Annotated in this window: 17 protein-coding genes; 8 read left to right on the top strand and 9 right to left on the bottom strand. The window is 45.4% G+C overall.

What is annotated here, in order from left to right:
* Positions 1-191: 191 nt before the first annotated feature.
* From QUA38_RS16525 to QUA38_RS16535, 3 genes are all read right to left on the bottom strand, one after another.
* Positions 192-3,830 (bottom strand): diguanylate cyclase domain-containing protein, encoded by a 3,639-nt coding sequence (locus tag QUA38_RS16525; protein WP_333163482.1) that lies wholly within the window; start codon positions 3,828-3,830, stop codon positions 192-194.
* A 719-nt stretch (positions 3,831-4,549) separates the two neighbouring features.
* On the bottom strand, positions 4,550-5,827 hold the full coding sequence (locus QUA38_RS16530; protein WP_333163484.1) for a bifunctional oligoribonuclease/PAP phosphatase NrnA: 1,278 nt from the start codon (positions 5,825-5,827) through the stop codon (positions 4,550-4,552).
* Positions 5,828-6,071: 244 nt separating this feature from the next.
* Positions 6,072-6,569 carry an HNH endonuclease gene (locus tag QUA38_RS16535; protein WP_190659271.1) on the bottom strand — a complete coding sequence of 166 codons (498 nt, stop codon included), beginning with the start codon at positions 6,567-6,569 and terminating at the stop codon, positions 6,072-6,074.
* A gap of 345 nt (positions 6,570-6,914) precedes the next feature.
* On the opposite strand from QUA38_RS16535, the gene QUA38_RS16540 reads away from it, so the two are divergent.
* Positions 6,915-7,379: a COP23 domain-containing protein gene (locus QUA38_RS16540; protein WP_333071047.1), complete on the top strand. Its 465-nt coding sequence runs from the start codon at positions 6,915-6,917 to the stop codon at positions 7,377-7,379.
* 33 nt (positions 7,380-7,412) lie between these two features.
* Here QUA38_RS16540 and QUA38_RS16545 read toward each other — a convergent pair whose 3' ends face one another.
* Complete coding sequence (locus QUA38_RS16545; protein ID WP_333163486.1) at positions 7,413-10,220, bottom strand: AAA-like domain-containing protein; 2,808 nt, start codon at positions 10,218-10,220, stop codon at positions 7,413-7,415.
* 229 nt (positions 10,221-10,449) lie between these two features.
* On the opposite strand from QUA38_RS16545, the gene QUA38_RS16550 reads away from it, so the two are divergent.
* Both QUA38_RS16550 and QUA38_RS16555 read left to right on the top strand, forming a co-directional pair.
* Positions 10,450-10,746 carry a hypothetical protein gene (locus QUA38_RS16550; protein WP_333163488.1) on the top strand — a complete coding sequence of 99 codons (297 nt, stop codon included), beginning with the start codon at positions 10,450-10,452 and terminating at the stop codon, positions 10,744-10,746.
* Between the two features lie 15 nt (positions 10,747-10,761).
* Positions 10,762-11,220, top strand: a complete 459-nt coding sequence (locus QUA38_RS16555; RefSeq protein ID WP_333163490.1) for a 5-formyltetrahydrofolate cyclo-ligase — start codon at positions 10,762-10,764, stop codon at positions 11,218-11,220.
* A gap of 405 nt (positions 11,221-11,625) precedes the next feature.
* On the opposite strand, the gene QUA38_RS16560 is transcribed toward QUA38_RS16555, so the two are convergent.
* Positions 11,626-13,491, bottom strand: a complete 1,866-nt coding sequence (locus QUA38_RS16560; protein WP_333163492.1) for an AAA-like domain-containing protein — start codon at positions 13,489-13,491, stop codon at positions 11,626-11,628.
* Positions 13,492-13,767: 276 nt separating this feature from the next.
* On the opposite strand from QUA38_RS16560, the gene QUA38_RS16565 reads away from it, so the two are divergent.
* The 3 genes from QUA38_RS16565 (at position 13,768) to QUA38_RS16575 (ending at position 15,929) form a co-directional block, all read left to right on the top strand.
* The gene (locus tag QUA38_RS16565; protein WP_190659259.1) at positions 13,768-13,941 is read left to right on the top strand and encodes a hypothetical protein; all 174 of its coding nucleotides are present in this window, start codon (positions 13,768-13,770) and stop codon (positions 13,939-13,941) included.
* Positions 13,942-13,981: 40 nt separating this feature from the next.
* Positions 13,982-14,314 carry a hypothetical protein gene (locus tag QUA38_RS16570; protein ID WP_333163494.1) on the top strand — a complete coding sequence of 111 codons (333 nt, stop codon included), beginning with the start codon at positions 13,982-13,984 and terminating at the stop codon, positions 14,312-14,314.
* A gap of 292 nt (positions 14,315-14,606) precedes the next feature.
* Positions 14,607-15,929: a serine hydrolase gene (locus tag QUA38_RS16575; RefSeq protein WP_333163496.1), complete on the top strand. Its 1,323-nt coding sequence runs from the start codon at positions 14,607-14,609 to the stop codon at positions 15,927-15,929.
* 180 nt (positions 15,930-16,109) lie between these two features.
* Here QUA38_RS16575 and QUA38_RS16580 read toward each other — a convergent pair whose 3' ends face one another.
* The gene (locus QUA38_RS16580) at positions 16,110-16,997 is read right to left on the bottom strand and encodes a GUN4 domain-containing protein (protein WP_333163498.1); all 888 of its coding nucleotides are present in this window, start codon (positions 16,995-16,997) and stop codon (positions 16,110-16,112) included.
* 149 nt (positions 16,998-17,146) lie between these two features.
* Positions 17,147-17,521, bottom strand: a complete 375-nt coding sequence (locus QUA38_RS16585; protein ID WP_333163500.1) for a DUF4342 domain-containing protein — start codon at positions 17,519-17,521, stop codon at positions 17,147-17,149.
* A 482-nt stretch (positions 17,522-18,003) separates the two neighbouring features.
* Here QUA38_RS16585 and QUA38_RS16590 point away from each other — a divergent pair, with 482 nt between their 5' ends.
* Complete coding sequence (locus QUA38_RS16590) at positions 18,004-18,105, top strand: AraC family transcriptional regulator (RefSeq protein WP_333163508.1); 102 nt, start codon at positions 18,004-18,006, stop codon at positions 18,103-18,105.
* Positions 18,106-18,247: 142 nt separating this feature from the next.
* Here QUA38_RS16590 and QUA38_RS16595 read toward each other — a convergent pair whose 3' ends face one another.
* On the bottom strand, positions 18,248-19,210 hold the full coding sequence (locus QUA38_RS16595) for a pyridoxamine 5'-phosphate oxidase family protein (protein ID WP_333163502.1): 963 nt from the start codon (positions 19,208-19,210) through the stop codon (positions 18,248-18,250).
* Positions 19,211-19,244: 34 nt separating this feature from the next.
* Complete coding sequence (locus tag QUA38_RS16600; protein ID WP_333163504.1) at positions 19,245-19,871, bottom strand: glutathione S-transferase; 627 nt, start codon at positions 19,869-19,871, stop codon at positions 19,245-19,247.
* A 522-nt stretch (positions 19,872-20,393) separates the two neighbouring features.
* Here QUA38_RS16600 and QUA38_RS16605 point away from each other — a divergent pair.
* Positions 20,394-20,660: IS1 family transposase (locus QUA38_RS16605; RefSeq protein ID WP_333163506.1), on the top strand; the 267-nt coding region annotated here is incomplete at its 3' end.

A 20,660-nucleotide genomic window follows, 5' to 3' on the forward strand; every position in this document is an offset into this window, starting at 1 on the left:
TCTCTTGTTTCATCTGTAGAAAGAATTCTTAAAGAATTTGGAGATAATTATGTAATTAATTTTGCTTAACTACTTATTCTTCGGGTGCGGCTGCGATACCGTGCCGGATCAGGTAAATAACCATATATCAATACTTCCAGGCATTGGATCCCGTTTTTCTAGGAGCAATCTAGGATATACCTACCTTTTGCCTATTCTACAACTGGATTAACCTGTGGCGCCGTCATCGGGTTTGCGCTTTTGTAGCGATCGCGCCCTTGTCGTTTCGCATCATATAATGCTTGATCGGCGACGGCAACGAGTTCATCGGGTGATATTTCCGCAGTGGGAATCACAGTTGCAATTCCCATGCTCACAGTCACGATCGAGCTTACCTCAGATTGCTCGTGAGGGATTCCCAAATCTCGTATTGCCTGACGCATCGACTCAGCAACCGCGATCGCCCCTGCAGCATCCGTACTCGGCAGGATAGCAGCAAATTCTTCGCCCCCATAGCGCACAAACAAATCGGTAGAACGTTTAACCGCGGCGGCAGCAGCTTTCGCCACTTGCACCAAACAAGTATCCCCAGCTTGATGTCCGTAGCAATCGTTATATCGCTTGAAATAATCTACATCCAACATAATCAACGAAAGCTGTTGTTTTCCCTGCATCAGCCGATGCCATTCCGACTGCAATCGCTCATCAAAACAGCGGCGGTTTGCTACTTGTGTTAACCCATCTGTCGTAGCAATCAATCTTTCTTGTTCCGCCCGGTGTCTGAGCATCTCCTCGCCCCGCTTGTGTTCTGTAATATCAGCAAAAGTCGTCAATACTGCATAGGGTTTAGACTGATTGAGATGGAACAGCGGTTGAGAATTAATCGAAATCCAAGTCAGCGTTTTATCCGATTTGTGAATGCCCATCACCACATTCGATCGCCCTTGTCCCGTGCGCAGGGTGAGGATTGCCGGATGCTGTTGGCCCGGGAACGGTTGGCCGTCCTCCCGAACGATTCGCCAATCTAAATCTACGGATCTGCGCCCCATCATTTGCTCCGGGGTCAGCCCTAGAATCCTTTCGGCACTAGCATTACACGCAGTTATTTGTCCGTTTGCTAGCTGGAGTACGACACCTTCTGTCATGCTAGTAATCACAGAACGGTAGCGTTCCTCACTTTCCTGTAATTGACTCAGGAGAATGTTTTTGGCATCAAACTCTGAAGCCAGATGCAGGCTGCTTGCCAGAAACCCGGCCATCAGTTGTAAGGTCTGGATATCTGACGCTGTAAACGCAGAGGGTTTAGCTGAAAGCACTTTTAAGACCCCAACCCGATCGTCCTGATAGAACAAGGGAACAACCACCATTGACCGCAGACCAATGCGCTCACAGGCAGCCCGATCCACCCGTGCATCGGTTTCTGAATCCTCGCAAAGCATGATTTGACCAGTCGCAATACATTTTCCCGATAAACTTGCCCCTACTTTGATCCGTAATCCAACATAGGCGCTGGCGATACCGGTGGCTGCCCGATACACCATTTCATCCCCTTCAACCATTTCAATCACTGCTCCATCGGCGCGGGTCAAATCTTGAGTCCTCTCTGCAATCACAGCCATGACTGCATCAAGATTGGGATTGCGGATGGCGATTTCCTGTTGGGTAGCAACCACTATACTCAGACGCTGGAACTCTAGTTGTAATGCTGCTTCTGCTTGCTTGCGATCGGTGATATCCTTCATAAAGCAGTGATGCCCGATCGATCGCTCCTGCGAGTCGTAGGCTGCCAACAGCACCACCTGCTTGTAAAAAATCGAACCATCTTTCCTGATACCTCGGGTCTCAACCTCCACTCGGCCCTCGGCCAGCATTTTTTGATAAGCCGCCATCATCATGTGGCAGTCATCGGGATGAACTGTTTTCTGCCAATTCATACCAACCATTTCTTCAGGCTGATAACCTGCTATATTCGCGTAGGCTTGATTAACGGTGATGTACCGTCCGAAAATATCGAGCCGCGAGATGCCCTCAACTGCATGAGCAAGAGCTGTACTCAATTCTCTGAGTTCTGTTTCCGCCTTGACGAGATCCGTAATGTCTTGGGATGTACCAAACAACCGAATGACTTGTCCCTCTGCATTGAGTTCGGCTTGTCCTCTGGCTTCGGTATGGCGGATAGAACCATTCGGGCGCACAATTCTGAGGCGCAATAGATAAGGCTGCCCATGAGTGAGCGCTCGTTGAACTACCAGGTGTAGCTGTTTGGCACTTTCGGGATGGTAAAGCCGCAGGTTTTCTTCATACGTAGGTTCGCCTAGGGCGCTGGGTCGTCCCACAATCTCGAAGAGTTCGGGAGACCAGGTAATTTTACCCGTAATTACGTCCCATTCCCAGTTACCGATCTGGGCAACCCGCTGGGCTTCTGACAACCGGGTTTCACTCTTTTGGAGGGCTGTTTCTGTCTGGTGGCGGTCGGTAACGTCCTTTTCGTTCACGAGCAACATCGGGTTGCCTGTTACCGGGTCGTCGGTACACCACACGTCCATCCTATGCCAGCGAATTCCCGTCAGAGTAATCACTTGAGCCTCGATGCTAAATACCTCACCGGACTTAAGAACTGCCATTGCTCGCTCTCCTACCTGAGAGTCAACAAAGCGGCTCACAAAAGCATTATCTGTCGCAGAGCCAGGGTGCAGCGCCTCCCCGTAACAGCGCAAGGCCGCCGGGTTTTGCAGCAGCGGCGCACCTTCGAGGGTATATAGCGAAACCATGAGCGTGGTGTGTCGGAGTGCCTCGATCGATCGCAGAATTTCCGGCTCGATTCGATCGGCGCTTTCGACCGTACCCTCGACTAGCATTGCCAAACGCCCGCCCTCAATCCTGACCCCAGAACACCGACAGCGGACAGAAACAGGCTCACCTGCCGGGTAAAACGTCCACTCTTCGGACAAGGTTTGACCTTGCTCAAACTGCTGCCGACAGCTCTGCAAGCGAATCCGAGTAGACTCTGACACATCGCTAAAGTTGCGAGTCGCAAGTTCTTGCCGACTAGAAGCATTCCACAGATACAAGGATGCTTGGTTAGCCCACCGCATTTGCCAATGCTGAATATCAAATATCCAGATCGGATTTTGCAACAAGTCAAAAGCTTTGAGGTGGACAATATCGCCGCTCAGGGAATAGGCAAACTCTAGTGGTAGACAATTTTGATGATTGACTCTGGGCGCGCTTTCTGTGCTGGGATCAGTTTGATTTGGTTCTGTTTCGAGTTCCGGCGGTTGATTTGGCCCCTGTACCGGGCGGTGAGATTCCAAGTGCCGGATCGTCAACCCGATGTGCATTCCAACCTGCTGCAGGATCTGAACCTCGATAGGTTCCCACTGACGCGGACTTCGGCAGTGATGAGCAATCAACAGTCCCCAAAGCTTCGGAGATTGCTGCGGTTTGCCATCTAGCAAGATTGGCGCAACTAAATTTGCCTGAACCTGGAGGCGATCGAGCAATTCGACATCACAAGCTTGAAGAGAACCGCTGTGAATATCAGAAATGCTGCTCGTTTGTCCCTGGCTGTAACGCTCTACCCAGGTGGATTCACAGCAAGGATCGTAAATTTGTTTTCCTAGGATTCGCGGCCACTGAGCATCAACCGATTCAGCAAATACTACGCCATTTCCTTTTGGTAAGAAGCGATAAATAATCACGCGATCGGTTTGCAGCAGCACCCTGGTTTCCTCTAGCGCACATTGCAAAATTGTCTCCAGCTCCCCGAACTCGTTGATTTGAAGTGCAATTTCTGAAATTTTTTCTAGAATTTTCTCTAACGACCAAGAGAAAGTCTGGTTTGTAGACATCTCCGCGTTCCTTTTTTGTTAAGCAATTTTTTACTATTCTAGCCTGCCACAAAAAAATATAATAATTTATTTTAACTCGTAGCAACTGGTTGCTTGTTTGAGAAACTAAATGCACATTTTATGTTAAAATAAAGACTTTTATGAAATGCTACAATTTTTTTATTAGGTAACTTTGCCAAAAAGAATGTGAGCGTTATCCTCTCTATTTTTCTTATTATACGGCGATTTTTTATAAAAAATTATCTAAATTCTCCTGCATCAACTCTAAAAACTTGTTACTTTTTAACTAAATTATAGTAAATATAAAAAAAATCACCCTCGACCATTATTAAATTACCATAATTATATGGTGGGCTTTAGTAAACTAAATAAAACTAATTTTTCCCAGCGCAACCTGGGGTTTTTACCAAAATACTTAGTTGCCTCCCTTGACCACAGTAAAAAAACAGTTTCTTGGGTATGTATTTTTAGGAAATTGGGATAAAATTTATTATTGTTAGTCCTAGACGGAGCAAGCGGGTTTTTTAACTCCCTTACTTCGCTTAAACCCTCAATAAGAGTTAAAAAACCCGGTTGATGAGAGTTAGAATGCGTCCAGGGCTGATTGTCAAATAGAGATTTTGGCGGAAATGAGAAAAAAATGTGGCAAAAGCTCGTAGTAACCGGAGGCAGAACCGAGGCTCTTGCTTGAATCAAGGCCGCACCTAAAAACTAGCGAGTTAATGGTCGTAAACAGGATTGTCTTTAGGGCTAATTAAATGCAGCAACTTTTGCTTTATCTGATCGTCAAATACTTCCCATTTTAGCCTTGCATAATCGCTGTTCTCATTCCCGCCAGAAAGAAATCCCACCGGAATTTCAAAACCTCCAGCTTGACTTCTGCCACCCCCAAAAAAGCGTCCTTGAGCATCTTGACCGAAGGCTTCTTTAATGAATTCGTCGGGGTCGAGAGTAAGTTTATTAGTTCGCAGCGAGCCAATTACTACTTCAATTTCTTCGTCTTTGTCGTGAACAATTGCGTAGACAACTGCTGTGTGTACGTTCTCTTCTGTTACTAAAAAGTCCGCCGCTTGAGGAATAGAATCTCGATCGTCATAGCGGAGATAGCCGATGCCGGCGATCGAAAAATTGTTCTGGACGGTGCGGTGTTTGAGCGATCGCTCGATCGCGTCCATCACCCACTTAGAACGAGACGACTGCAACACCGCATTCAGCAACTGCGGGTCGTAAAATCGGCTCAAATAAGCCGCAGCTAAAAAGTCCTCCTCCTGAGCTTGTCTGAGGGCGTTCGTATCCGATCGCAAACCGTGCATCAAAGCTGTAGCGCACTTGATGTGCAGACTGACGCTGGCGTCGAGAGTTAGGAGTCCAGCCTGTAAATACTCGGCAAAAATCGTGGCTGTAGCGCGGATTTGAGGGCGCAAATCGGTAAATTCGGCGTTCATTTCCCCCTGCAAATTGTGATGATCGATGACGGCGGCGATCGGAACTCCAGCCGCTAAAATATACTCGGTTAAGTTACAAGTAGTCCCTTGATTGTCTATGAAAGCGCAGCCCTGAAACACCGACAAATCCTTAGTTTTTACTGTTTCTAGCGTCCACCGCTGCAACGGCAACCCTGTCAATTTAACTAAGGCAATGTTTTCTTGGTGGCTGAGGGCACCGGCGTAGATAATCTCGCAGAGAATATCGTATTGTTCGGCGATTAATTTGTAAGTCCAAGCGCTTGAAAGTGCGTCGGGGTCTGGAAAATCTTGCAGCAATATTAATTGGCGAGTGCCTTTGTGCCGATCGAACATTTGGCGCAATTGCTCGACTTTGCGATCGTGCAATTCCTCGCGGAGACGGCCGCGATTCTCTTGGGAAGCAACTTCGGCTTTGCTGCGCCGTTTTCCATGCGGCGCACTCACTGCGGGTACAACCTCGCTGCTGGCCTCAATTTCACCTTCGCGGTTGCCAGATATTTCATCAGAATTGGTAGGGGAATGGTCTTTCATAGTTAAAAATTAACAATTTAACTCTTTCAGGATTTGCACGGCATTCGCTCTTAAACCCGGTTTCTTTGTAGATGCCTTGTTGTCAAAGCCCATACTTCTTACGAGAAACCTGATTTAAGAGCGTAAATTCTCTCTTTAACTGTTTAACTTTTTAATTTATCCAGAGTGTGTGTTCCCAGGAACGAAGCAATCTCAGGACTCAGAACTTCCGCAAAAAACCCCCGCGCTTGCGCTGACAGGGGTTTTAAAGGCCTATTACATATTTTTGCCATTCTTTGTGCATACCGCTCTTAACGTGTTTAGTCACTTCAAAATAAAGACCGCTGTGAGGTTTCCGAGGCGGATAGCGCAGCGGCATTCCCGCTTCTTTCGGCGTGCGGCTGCCTTTATTGACATTGCAGCGCACGCAGGCGGTGACAAGGTTTTCCCAACTGTCGCCTCCTCCGCGCGATCGGGGAATTACATGATCGAGGGTTAAATCGTCCCCCGTATAACTGCAGTATTGACAAGAGTGTGCATCCCGGTGCAAGATGTTCCGGCGGGTCAGCGGAATATCCTTATAGGGAACTCGGACATAATGCCGCAGTCGGATCACAGTTGGTAGCGGGAAGTTTGGCGCAATAAATTTCCCGTTGTGTTCTACCTGTTCTGCTTTTCCTTTCAGCAACAAAACTACCGCCCTTCGCCAATTGGTGATGTTAAGGGGTTCGTAGGAGGCGTTCAGCACCAGAACATTGCCCATTGTTGATTATTAAAGAGAATATTTTTTTTGATGTTAACACAGGTTCCACTTTAGGTGGGACGGCACCAGGAACAGCGAGGGGAGCGCAAAAAACGGTGAAAAACCGCACCTTTACCCTATTCCTTCGCGCCTGCGCCCCCTATGGCTGCATCTATTTTCTGCCTTTCGTGTTTGTCAGCGAGCTTTTTTCCCAGAGTTTTGGCTGAGATGAGGCCAGTGTGTGCGATGGCAAAAATTTGCAGAATAAATTTTATTTTTTTCTCTAAATGCCTAATCTTCCCGGCAACAAACAGCTTAACTTTTTAGACTATTAGTAACCTTAAATGAAAAAGCTTATTACTGCTCATGAAATTTCGGCTCTTAAAGTCAGTTTTTAGCGCGTCAATTATTGCCCTTGCTGCTCCGATTTTAGCAAACAGTCCAGCCTTTGCCCAAACGCCTTCATTTTTCTGCGGCGCTGCTGGCGGCCGTCCAGCTACAATTGCTGTCCAACAGGGCAAAAATATTCCCGTTATTTTGTGGCTAGCTGATAACTATTTCAATGAATCAGGAGAAGATGCGATTACTCGGTGTACCAGAGTCTCAGGAATTCTCAACAACTCGCAACCGCAAGGAAGCTGGGATAATATTGTCACAGCAGGCGCATCGTCCACCGGTCAACTAATTATTTGTGCAGCTAATCCTCAAGACGGTTCCTGTAGATTATTATATCAAGTACCCAAAGGTCAAAATCCAGAACAAGCCAGACAAGAACTCTTAAAAAGAGTTACAAACCCTAATGTAAGTGTTTCGCCTGTTAAAGTAAATTGATAGTCATCATTAGGGACATGGCATTGCCGTGTCCTACTTGCAGAGAGTTGAAAGTCTTGTAAAATACTTCGGTTGAGTGGTGAAAAAATTGCAGCTTTGCTTGAGCAATTCTTCTAACCCTTCAACCTGCCTCAGCCAGACAGTGCCGTCGCTTCCAGCTACAGCAATTTGCTTTCCGTCTCGACTCCAACTGACACTAACAACATTCTCCTCAAACTCAAATTGAGCAACCTGTCGCCCTGCTAAATTCCACAGCCGTACAGTCTTGTCAATTCCCACTGTAGCAAGCCGTTCTCCGTCGGGACTAAAACTAATTGATTTTGCATCAAAATGCAACGTTTGAAATTCCTTAACTAATCCTTTTTCTGATAGATTCCACAGCCCTACTTTACCATTCCATGTTACTGTAGCAAATCGATACTGGTGTTTAGCCGGAGTGAAACTGAGCCCAATTGCCTGAATAGGCAGTGTTTTTTTCAGCTTGCCAGACAAATTCCAAAGTCGCACTGTAGATTTGCCATCTAAAGTCGTTAGGAAATCGCCGTTTGGACTAAAATTTACGCTTCTCACTAAGCCGTTGTGACCTGGGAGTTTCAGGCTAGACGATACTAATTGTGGCAGTTTAGACAAATCCCAAATTGCAGCATAGCTGTCTATCCCTGCCGCCGCTAATAACTTTCCGTCGGGACTAAAACTGATGCTGGTAACAGAGCCTTGAATTCCTTTCAAAGTAGAAATATTTTTACCTGATAAATTCCATATTTTAACAGTGCTGTCCCTTCCGGCGGTTGCTAAAAAATTACCGTTCGGGCTAAAGTTTACCATATTAACTGATTGCTGTAAAGCTTTCCATTCAACAATTTTTTGCCCGGAAAAGTTCCACATTCTAACTCGATCGTCTATTCCTGCAGTTGCTAAAATGTACCTCTTTGGGCTAAAAGTGACGCTGGTAACGGCACCTTTATGAGCTTGCCACTTTATCTTTCTTTGCTGACTTAATGAGGCTTTGAACTGCTGTGTTTCACTAATTTTATCGAGAATTATTTGTAAGGCTAACAGCGGTCTAGTTGCCGGGTATTGTTCTAGCTTATGTTTGTTTTTAACCAAGGTTTTTAATTTTTTCCCGGAGGCTATCGCTCTAAGTAAAGCTTCTGATAAAGCTTCGCTGTTTTCTGTCTTCTGAGAAACAGCCAACAATAAAGCATCGCTGCCATTTTGTTCGATTTCAATACTTGCTTGTGCTAGTTTAAACCGCTGGTAAGCGAGAGTTGAAAAGCCGATCGCCGCCAGTAACGATGCTGCAAGTACCCCAGAACCGATGCCGATCCACTGTTTGGCTTTTTGTTTGGCAGAGTCAGCTTCACTCCAAGCTTTTTCGGCATCGCCGACAGCTTTCTTGGTTTCTAGTGTTGCTGAATGCAGCAGTTGATTTTGGTCGCTCAAAATAACTTTCTGGCTGGCAGTCAAAAACTGAAAATCTTCGTTTCTCAAACTTTTTCCTGCCGCCCAAACTAATGCTGACTGCAAATCATTCCCTCGCAACAGTTGGGAATTATCTTCACAGCTAGAATTTAGCCAGAGTTTGATCGCTTCCGAGTAAGGCGAGAGTTTTTCTAATTTTTCTTGAATTAATTCTTTGTTAAAGACCGCTTCATAAATAGGATTAGAAATTGTTAATTTTTCCCCGTGCTTAACGATTAATCCGCTTAATCGCAACTCCATTTGTTCAGCACTACCATCCGGGACAATTTCAGTTTGTTCTAAAATTTGCTGATACAATCCCAGTCTCCTGACAATGCGCTGGTTTTCTTTGAAAAGCCGATCGCGAATTGTGGACAAATGTTCGGGTACATCTTGAGTTTCCCAATTCTCCACGATTTTCAAGCGCACTACTTTCTCTACCCACTCTTTAGAAGCGTTAATTTTATCTTTTTCCCCCTCTTGACAACGGGCGGCTGCCTCTTCCTCAGCCTCTTGGCAACGGGCGGCTGAATCTTCCTCCCCCCCTTGGCAAGGGGGGGTTGGGGGGGCTGAATTCGGGATTAATTGTGGATTTTCCAGCAATAGTTTGCACAGCTTTTGAGTCAGGAACGGCTGCCCGCCCGTCCAATACAAAACCTCCCTCAAAACTTGATTAGGGCTGTCTGTAAGCTCTGCCAATCCTGCTGCTAGCGGTTGAGCTTCTGTTTCGTCAAAACCAGTTAATTCGATCGCCTTGCCAATATTAAAAGGGGTATTGCTGCTTACATTTTGCTCGCGACACAAATCCGTCGGCGATGCTACACCTAAAAGGGCCCACGTTAGGCGATCGAACTCGGAATTGTTGGCGCGCTTGTTATAGCACGATCGAATTAAGGCTAAAAAATCGTCGGCGGGAAAATCTAGGGCGAGAATGCTGTCGATTTCGTCAATAAAAATGACAATATTGCTGGAAATGTTGGGTAAGAGTACGGTTTCGATGAATTCGCTCAATCTTTGAACCGGGGTTAAAAAATTGCGATCGCGCCACCAAGTCCGGACATTGACAATATCCGACAGGTTAAAATTATTTTCGAGAATGCGTAGCAAACCAGCATACCACTGTTCGGGAGTGACGCCGCGGTTGCCAATTTCCGAAATGTCGATCGCAGCACAAGCAATTCCTTCATTTCTCAGCCGCTGAATTGTCCGCACCTGCAAGCTAGATTTGCCCATTTGCCGGGAATTCAAAACATAGCAAAATTCCCCTGCTTTCAATCCGTTATAAAAGTCGTCGTCGGCTTGCCTCTTAACATAATTCGGAGCGTTATTGGTGAGACTGCCACCGACTTGATAGTAACTGGGCTTTGTGGTAAAATTCATATAAGTTATTCGGCGGTTGAAACCGCTACTATACAAACAAAATCCGCCTTCGCGGACTGAAGAAGTAAGGCGGTATTAAAGCATAATTCTGTATGATAAATTGTAACACAATACACTTATTCGGCAGTTGAAACCGCTCAAGAGTCAAACAAAGTTCGCCTTCGCGGACTGAAGAAGTGAGGCGGTATTAAAGCATAATTCTGTATGATAAATTGTAACACAATACAGTATGAAAACTGATTGGACAGGATATAACGACGACAAAGACAAGTTAAGAGCTGAAATTTGGTCTTGGCTGAAGCATCAAGCCGCATCTATTAGCAATCCGTTTGGTCATATCCCCAACTTTGTCGGTGCACAGGTGGCAGCAGAAAGATTGGCAAATTTACCAATATGGCAACAAGCAAAAACGATTAAGTGCAATCCAGATTCGCCACAAATTCCGGTGCGGATGCGAGCTTTGCAAGATGGAAAACGCCTGTATATGGCAGTACCGCGATTGACAAACGAGCGCTGTTTTGTATAGTTAACCGCTGAAGATTTGCAGCGGCAAAATATATCAATTGCCGAAAGTGCGATCGCCCGCAAAGCACTCGCTTGCGGAAAATTGGTAAGTTTTGCAGAAATGGAGCCAATTGATTTAGTAATAGTCGGCTGCGTAGCAGTAACGCGCAGCGGTGGAAGAACCGGGAAAGGTGCAGGCTTTGCCGATTTGGAATTGGCTATGTTGCAGGAATTCGGGTTAGTACAAATCGATACGCCAATTGTCACAACAGTGCATCCTTTGCAAATAGTCGAAGATTTGCGTTTACCAATGCAGGCTCACGATTGGGCGTTGAATTGGATTGTTACTGCTGAGGAGGTAATTGAGACTAATACAAGTTATCCGCGTCCAATGGGGTTAAACTGGGATAATATACGGCCGGAACAGTTGGAAAAAATTCCGATTTTGCGAAAATTAAACCAACCCCGAAGGCGCGTTACGCGGAGCGACGCGTAAGCGCTAGGACGCGAAGTAAGAAAGAAGAAGAAGGTAATTTCATAATATATAGCATTCCTAAATCATCTGTGAATTTCTTACTTTCTCCCCTTGGTAAGGAGAGGGTGGGGGTGGGGTAAAAAATTTACGACTCCTGCAAGGATTGCTATATCTACTTTGTGGTGAACACGCGCCATGCAATGAAAGCTGTAAAGGCTAGATAACCAAACACGGTGATCCAGTCTAGCCAATTATCGGATGTTATCAAAAAAATATCGTTCATGGGCTGTTTTAATCTAAAAAGAGGTAGATTGTGATTTGTGGTTTGGTGGGGGCGGATTTATGAGATTGTTCATTTTAGGCAATTATTGTCGGTGAACCTGCCCCTACCACATCTGGAATTATAGGATAGCAGAGCGATCGGACTTAGATGATCGCGCTTAAGTGCGATCGAAAATATTGTCGGTACAGTTCGCACCTCGGCACGCACTCGTTCCCCTGCAATCTCACCAACCCCAAACTGTCTAATTTAAAAGCCTGCATCGCCTTTAATGGCACCGGACAATCCGCAGTCACAATCTCTCTCATCCCCTGCGCCAACTCTGGATATTCTTCTAAATTCCACAACTGCCGGCGCAAATGGTCGCTGTAAATTCCCGCATCTGCGATCGCAGTTTCTTTTAATTCATCGAGTGTCAAACCCGATCGCGAGATGTGATATAATGCAACTCGCACTAAATACGGATGACCGCCGACAATAGCCATCAATTCCTCAACTTCTGCCTCCGACCAATTCAAATTATGGCGCGCTGCTAAATCTTGTATTTGCTGAGAGTTGAATTCGGGCAAATCTACGGGAAGTCCGACGTTAAAAGGCGATTGATTGATGTTCATCGGGATGTAAACTTCGGTGGAGTGAACTACAATTAATCGCAATTTTTTCCAGATGTCGCGCCGCTTCGATTCTTCATGCCACGCCCGCAGCAGTCCTAAAAAGTCTTCGGCAATGTCGGGATATTGGAAAACGCGATCGATCTCGTCTAATCCTAAAATTAAAGGACTGTCGATTTGCGGTAAAATATATTTTTCAAAGTAATCTTTGCAGTTGACTTTGCTGCCAAAAATCTCGTCCCAATAATCGTCTAATTGATTGGGTAAGTGCAACTCGCGACCGACGTAAGCGCAAAACCACTTTAAGAATTTATCTAAGTTGGCAAATACGCCTTTATCTACTAACTGAAAAGTTAGCGGCACGGTGCAATAGCCTTGACGGGTTCCGTGATGCAAAATTCGGGCCATCAAGGAAGTTTTGCCCATTTGTCTTGGTGCTTTGATTCTAATTAACGCGCTGGGCTGCACAATAGTTTGATAGCAGCGTTCTTCGATGGGCGGGCGTTCTACATAAAATTGAGAAGCGACATCGACTTGTCCTCCCGGTAATTCAGGTTCGGCGGCGGGTAGAGGTATTTCGTCGCTGCTAATTTCTAATAGCTGTTTTTGTGTTAAATCTTCCGTTTCTTCTACGACGGGTGCGGGTTGTTCTGCTAGTAAATTCAGAACCTCTTCGATAATAATTGGAGTGTCGGCGGTGGTTTTCCATTCCCTCTGTTTTATGCGGTACAGATAGCCCCGCAAGTCGTGATTTAGAGGCGCGTTCAGGGGAAAGCCGACGCGGATGGGGAGAATTATTGGTTTTCTGTCAGGGCGGGAGTCTTGCAGTTCTTTTGCTTGCTGAACTTGATATGTTAGTAGTTCGCTTTGGTTTCCCGTTGGCGGCAAAAGTATCAGCAAATAATCGCATTCTTGGAGGAAGGAATTAATGCGGTCGAACCAATTATCTCCCAATCTAATGTTATTTTCTGCTGTAAAAACTCTATGACCGATCGCGCTTAAGGCTATTTCTAACTGTTTTCCTAACTCGCGATCGGGTTCAGCGCTGCGATAACTGACAAATACTTTAACAATTCTGCTGCTGGCTGTATCTTCCGCTGGCGGCGAATTTTCCAGCTCGTCTAAATTTGTCGGTTCCTCAAGTTTAGCCGATCGATGGTCGCTAGCAGCCAGAGTCATTTCAAAAGCCGCGAACAACTGTCGAATTTTACTCAAATCCGCACCTTCTCTACCCTGCTTAATTTTGCTGACTGTATCGGCACCAACGCCAGACTCGGCCTCGATTTCAGTCAGAGTGCCTCTAATGTTATGTCGGTCAGACCATTCTTGGAGCGCCTCGTTAAGTTTCTTTAAGCCAGAGGCAGTGAGAATGCGACCGCGATCGCGTTTTGACTTGAGCACTTCGCTTGCAGTGAAAGGGGAACGAATCTAAAAATTTTAACGCCTTAAGTTCCTATTTTGGGCGATTTTAAGGAAGATAATCAGCCAGCCGGAATTTAAGGAATTTTACTTGGAGAGGTTTTTGGGGCGATCGACTCCTCAAACTCTGTCCTGATAACGGCTTCAACAGTTGAATATATTTGACGAGAAAAAGTTTTTCTTAACTCCCCAATCTCCGCCGCTAATCACCGCTTAACTTTTTAGAGTAGATACACCAAGCAAAAAAGGAGCAGCCAAATGAGCAAAATCTTACACAGACTGGCAATGGCCGCTTTGGGAACCGCCGCCATTTTCACAATTAATACACTTAATAATTTAACAGAAGCATCAGCCGCTGGTAAATTTGACCAACCAGAAATTTATCAAAACACAATTTTTCCACTTGGCGTACCGGGTCAGTTGCACAAATAGGGCAATTCATTGATTGATTTAATTGAATTAAGGAGAAATTATGAAGTCTACACTGTGTTCGCCACAACCTATAGCTACCAAATCTGACTCCGTTGACTCTGAGGCGATCGATGCCTGCACTGCGCTTGCATGGATGGAATTGGTAGCATTAGATGCTAGCGCTCTCACGGGGGATGATTGGCTGGCGTTGTGCGATGATATAGATAGCGGAGAAATCTACCGCTGCTGGTTTTTGTGGCGCGATAGCGAAGTTAGCGGTAATTGGGAAGCTTACGATCCTTTGAGCGATCGCCGATTCGTTGCGAAAGGAAAAGTTTTTCTCAAAGCTGCGATCGACTCGCTCGAAGATGCTAGAAATCGGGAAGTCGCCTAACTTGAATTCATCTCAGGCGAATAAATTTTTTGCCTGCAAAACAAGAATTCTGCCAAGAGAATCCACTGCTGTACAAACTTTCGTCCGCCTGGGCGAGACAGGAAGAAAAAGGGGTAATAGAAGCGGATTTGAGATCAGTCCCGGAAACCGACTATTCTCAAAGAAAATAAAAAAAATTACGGCTGCAGGCAAAAGTTGACTGTATGATGCTATGTGCTTCGTCTCGAAAGCGGTTGATAAGATTTTTTCAGCCGCTTTCTCGTTGCAGCCGTTAAACTCTTTCTCTTCACACATGACTCCTAAACTGCGATGGCTGTTGCCGGCCGCCCTTAGTCTTTTCTCGATCGCCCTGCCCGCAAAAGCTGATACACTAACATCTTGGCACTTCGATCCCAGGCAAAACCAACTCAATTTAACCACAGATTCAGGAGTTCAACCGGAAGTCAAACTAATCGCCAATCCCACCCGCTTAGTAATTGACTTACCGGGAATAGTCTTGGAGTATCCCGAAAGCCCTCAAAGTTACAACTCAGCTATTCAACAAATAAGAGTCGGGCAGTTTGACACCGGAACTACCAGGTTAGTAATAGAATTAACTCCCGGTTATAAGTTAGACCCGCAACAAGTCCGAGTCATTAGAGAATCTGCCACGCGCTGGTCGTTTCAGTTGCCCAATCCCGAGCAAATAGCGGGAAATGAGTCTTTTATCCCCACAGCTATTACCCGGATAGAACAAGCAGCAGGTCAAGTTACGCCCACTGTTTCGCCGGAAAATCAGAGAAACTATTCCACTGATTTGGTGATGTCAACCGCCTCAGAAATGACAGCCATCAAGCCTCAAATCGAAAGTGCGATCGAACAGTATAGATCCCTCAGCGCCGGAATGTTTTTTCTGGATTTAGATACAGGAAACTATTTGGATATCAAGGGCGATCGAGTATTTCCGGCCGCAAGTACCATCAAATTACCTATTCTGATAGCCTTTTATCAAGATGTAGACGCAGGCAAAGTTAGCCTAGACGAAACATTAGTTATGAAGTCCGACTTAGTTGCCAGCGGCTCTGGAACTATGCAAGACGAACCAGATGGAACTCGGTTTAGCATCAAAGAAACCGTAGATAAAATGATTACCATCAGCGACAATACAGCGACCAACATGATTATTGAACGTTTGGGGGGAATTGCTAAACTCAACGAGCGTTTTCGCAGTTGGGGATTAACTGATACGAGAATTCGCAATTGGCTCGGCGATTTTCAAGGAACAAATACCACAAGTTCTGTGGATATGGTAAAGCTGCTGGCGATGCTGTCTCGCGATAAATTAGTTTCTGAATCAAGTCGGGAACAAGCTTTAGAATTACTGCGACATACCACAACTAGAACGCTGTTGCCCTCCGGTTTGGGTCCCGGTGCAGTTATTGCTGACAAAACCGGAGATATCGGCTTTGTAGTTGGCGATGCGGGAATTATTGATATGCCCAACGGTAAGCGTTATTTAGCCGCAATCTTTGTCAAACGTCCTTACAATGACCCGATTGTGAGAGATTTTGTGCGTCGGATTTCGCGGATTGTTTACAATTATTTAGACCAACCTGCGGCGAAAGCATCGAATTAAATTATCTCATCGTTCTGACAATGACAAGTTAAACTATTTGATGTCATTGCGAGCGATGAGCGAAGCAATCCCAGATTTTGCGATTGCTTCGCTCATCGCTCGCTTTAGACAAATTAAACTATTTGATGTCATTGTTTGCGCTCAGCAAAATGACAAATTAAACTATTAATTAGTTATGGCTTAAGGAATTTCCGGACAAGCTTGGATGCGTTTGAGAAAACAAGCAACCATTTCTGCCCCAAAAAACGAGTCTTCTGACCATTTATTTCTATAGCCGCCACCCCCGTAAAAACCCATAGTAGATTCAGTATCGGGGGGGTCATACCACGACAACAGCTCACCTCCACCAAACTCACAAATACTGGGTAAATTTCCTTCAGGAGCATTCAACCCGCAAGGAATATCCTCGCGTCTTTTGATTGTATATAGGTTGAGGACATCGTAGTAGGAATCGGTTTCAGTTCTTTGCTTGTGCCATCCTACGCGATCGCTAAACTCTTTGCCTCTGCTTATATCCCCTGTTTCCGAAGCCAAACTTTCCCCAATGCGTTTTTGTACGCTAAAGCCAAAACGACCCTCACTGTATATTGTCCAAAGCCGATCGATAATAAATAAATCTTCACAAGCTAAAGATTGAATGTCTTCGTTTCTCAACCAGTTGTCCGATCGCTCAGCAGCTTGCAGCACCAGCTTGCGAGTTTGTTCGTCTGCTTTTTCCCATTCTTGACTTACCAGTAAATATTGTAACGAGCTGTAATCTATTCCCGCCTCAGAAATTAATGAAAAAGATTGGAGTGCTTGTTCTACTTTAATTTCGGTTTTTCCAACAAGTAATCCATAAGCAGACCATTGGATTTGTTTTGATCGATCTTGAAGCGCTTGAATAACTATATCTAAACCCGCTTCTCCATAATTTAATGCTTGAGAAAGAGCAATGATTCTAGATTCAATGTCTTCCATGGGAAGTCGGCGCTTGACTCCTTCTATTCCGCCTAAAACAGCATCTGTAGGTGCTGCTGAATTGTTAGAGCCAAGCACGGCGTCGTATTCTCTGGGGTGAATTGACATCGCGATTCTTTTCTAAAATTTTGACATCAGTTTAGCACAGGCTTATATATAAGGTGGCGATCGCAATTATCTTTAATACATAAAAAGCGAAAGCGAAGCAATCCCAAACTGTGAGATTGCTTCGCTTTCCTCGCTTTAGACAAATCAAACTAATGCTCTTTCCGCTCGACAGCGACAGTCAAATGAGCCGCAACTGCCCCCACTGTAGCAAGTACAGCAGCAATTGGAAAGACTACTGATCCTGCAACTCCGCCCACCAATCCCGCCATCAGCGGAATGTCTGCCAAAGTCCGCCCTTGCGAGTTTTTGATGACGAGGCGACGGAGTTTTCCTTGCTGAATTAGCTCTTTAACTTTGCCAATTAAACTGTCGGCGCTAATCTTAAATTCTTCAACTCTGACTTTTTCCTCTGTTGTAAATTCTGAGGCGTATAAAGGAGTTTCAACTGTTGGGTTGGCTGAATTTCCTGGCGATGCTGTCTCGTCTTGTAGAATTGTTACTGATTGTTCTAGTTGTGAGTTCATTTTGTGTAAGGGCGGGTGAAAACCAGCCGTTTAATTTCTATACTCTTATCTTCGGCGATCGCACTTGGGAATGACAGGCAAGGAAACCCTACAATCTGCATTCGTACTTTCCACCCCTGCCTTTTTACTCAAAACATTATTTTCGTGGCGTTAGCTCAGGGCACGTTTATCTCTTCCGAAAGATAGAGAAGATATTGTTGAAACAACCCGTCTCTAGATACAAGTAAGGTGCGTACTGCCAGCGATGTCAAGGTAGCTGCTGTCTGTTAAATCCTTAAGTTGGACACCAAGCAAACTAAAGTCAGCGAAAATTATTAAATTTAAAACTTTATATTTCTAGAATGACTTCAAATGTGATTGGTATCTAGGCACAATTAAGCTATGGCTTGCAATGCCAGTTCTCAAAAGCACCCCATAGATAGCGATCGCATTGGCGAAGCACAATATAATCAGAAACGAAAACCGAGTACATCAACGAACATCTGAATCAAGATATTAAGCTTGCAGATTTAGCTCAATTGCTGGGCATGAGTAAATTTCATTTCAGCCATCTGTTGAAGCAGTTGACAGGCACATCTCCCTAAGAATATTCGGCCTTGCTGAATACAGGTATGAATTCAAGATTTCGCAATTCCTATGGGCACGCTTGAGGGTGAGTTGTGTAAGATCAAGCGAAAAGTTTATTCATACCGTGAATTAGCAACGCCGATTAAATAAGCCATTCCCTCACCAGGAACCAGTGCGATCCAAGAAAGGCGACAATGCTGGAGATGACCAGCGCAGCGGGAGGCTGCCCTCTACCCGATAGCCACGAGCGAGGTGGAAGCGAAACAATCGCTCTGCTCCCTCGTAGTCATTGATTTGGGCACCTTCCCAAATCACTTCGGCTGTACCTGTGAGATAGAGCAGGTTGCCTCGGTCGAAATCCACGAATAGCAGCCCTGCTCTGGGATTCAACTCTAGGTTGCCAAAGGTATTAAACTGACAATTGCCAGAGAAGTCAGGAACGGTCAGCGTACAGTCATCATCCAGCCGCACAAAGCCTGGTTTGCCACCGCGATGAGAAACATCTACCCCGCTAGCAATGCCTGCCGATGTATTTTGATAAGCGGTTGCAATAAAGAAGGTATCAGCGGCAGCAATCGTGGCACGTTCTTCCGCCCCCAGCATTTGGAATTGATAAATCGATTGTGGCGCTGCTGAATCTGGGTCAATTAGCTCAAACATCCGAGTTTGAATATATTTAGGACAGTTGCCAAAGCTTTGTGCCACTTGCACTTCAAAGCGCTCTGAGTCAATTGCTGTGACAGTACCGTTCACACGATTGCGACGGCGGGTATGAAGCTCAATTCCGAGCAAGCCGATATCGATGCGCTCGGCAAGAGTATTTGTGAGAGGATCGGCAAATAGGGGTTTAGCGCCAATCTGTAAGGTACGATCGTCTGGCGAAGATAAAAAGCCCGGTTCCCCTACCAGAATGGAAGCCCAGGGGGTGCCTGTCGCATCCACCGTGCCCACAATTATGTAAGGAAGTTGGGGGAAGAACTGCCGAAACTGATCGGGCAGGTATTCCCGAATCATTTGTCGTCCTTGCTTATCCATCTTCGCCTGTGTGCCCATTCGACCTTGAATTGCTAGTTCACCCGCATGAAACGGCGATTCGGTTCTTGTCCAGCCTGGGATTGCCATATGTTACCTCTGTTTTTAAGCTGTGTTAGTTCACCTACAGTCCTGCCATTGGGATATAGCCGGGGAGTTCTTTGATGCGATCGATCCAAGTCAAGACGTTGCGATAGGGTGCGAGGTCAATCTTGCCATCAGGAGCCAGAGCAATGTAAGGAAAGACTGCAATATCAGCGATCGTGGGGTGATCGAATTCTAACCAGTTGCGCGTACTCAAATGTCGATCTAATTGAGTCAGGATATTCTCTGCTTGCTGGTTTGCCCGTTCGATATTGATACTGGTAACCCCAAACAAATAATAAAGTCTGGCATTTTCGGGGCCCTGGCGAATTTCTCCAGCAGTTGTCGATAGCCAGCGAACGACTTGAGCCAACGGGAGTGCATCCAACGGCAGCCAACTATCGCCGCCATACTGTCGCGCCAAGTACACCAAAATAGCTTGAGCATCCGCTAGTTTGGTATCGCCATCGATCAACAAAGGAACCTGTCCAAATGGGTTGAGTGCCAAATATTCCTGCCACTTATGTTCGCCTTTCATTAAGTCAACTTTTACCCATTCATATTCAATATTTAACAGTTCCAGCAATAGTCTTGGTTTGTAACTGTTACCAGACATTTCGTGACCGTAAAGCTTAATCCTGATGTTTCTCCTTGTGAGTGTAAACATGATTGATTGAGGACTGCCACCTTCCCTAATTCACATATTCAGACTTGTGCTATGCCACCATCATAGTTCGATACCGTTCACAAAGCTGTTGTCATCTGACACGATAAAGACAACGGCTTTGGCAATTTCATCGGGCATACCGACTCATCATAGCTGAAGGGTGACGGCTTGATTGTCCACAAATTCCTGCGCCTGCTCTTTTCTCACTCCCAAAAGAGTACAGCTAGGGGTGGGAACCACGCAGGATTAATCGCATTTACTCGAATTTTGCGTTCTTTGACCTAGAGTATCCAATTGTGGGCAAACGATCGCACGACAGCATTGGTAGGGCTATAAATACTAAAAGCTGAAATGCTTACGGTAGAAGCAATCGAGGCGTTTAGAATAAGGGAAGCGCCCTCTAGCAGCAGAGATAATGCCTTCTGCACGGTAATAGCGAACCTTTGATAAGTAATGGGACATAATTAATTACATACTGATTCTGGCGTTGCTGAGTTAGAGTATGAATAGAAGGAATGATTTATGCAATGCCCAGAATGTAAATCAACCCATATCCGTAAAAACGGCAAGAAGAAAGGAAAACAGAATCACATTTGTGTCCAATGTAGTCGTCAATTCATTAATCAGTATAAACCCCATCGAGGTTATAGCGAGAGCATCAAACGTGATTGCCTAAAAATGTACGTAAATGGTATGGGTTTACGGGCGATAGAACGAGTTAAGGGAGTTCATCATACCACGGTAATAAATTGGGTAAAACAAGTCGGAAAACTGTTACCAGATGTTTAT

Origin of the sequence: Microcoleus sp. Pol12B4 (genome assembly GCF_036701385.1) — a bacterium.
GTDB lineage: Bacteria > Cyanobacteriota > Cyanobacteriia > Cyanobacteriales > Microcoleaceae > Microcoleus.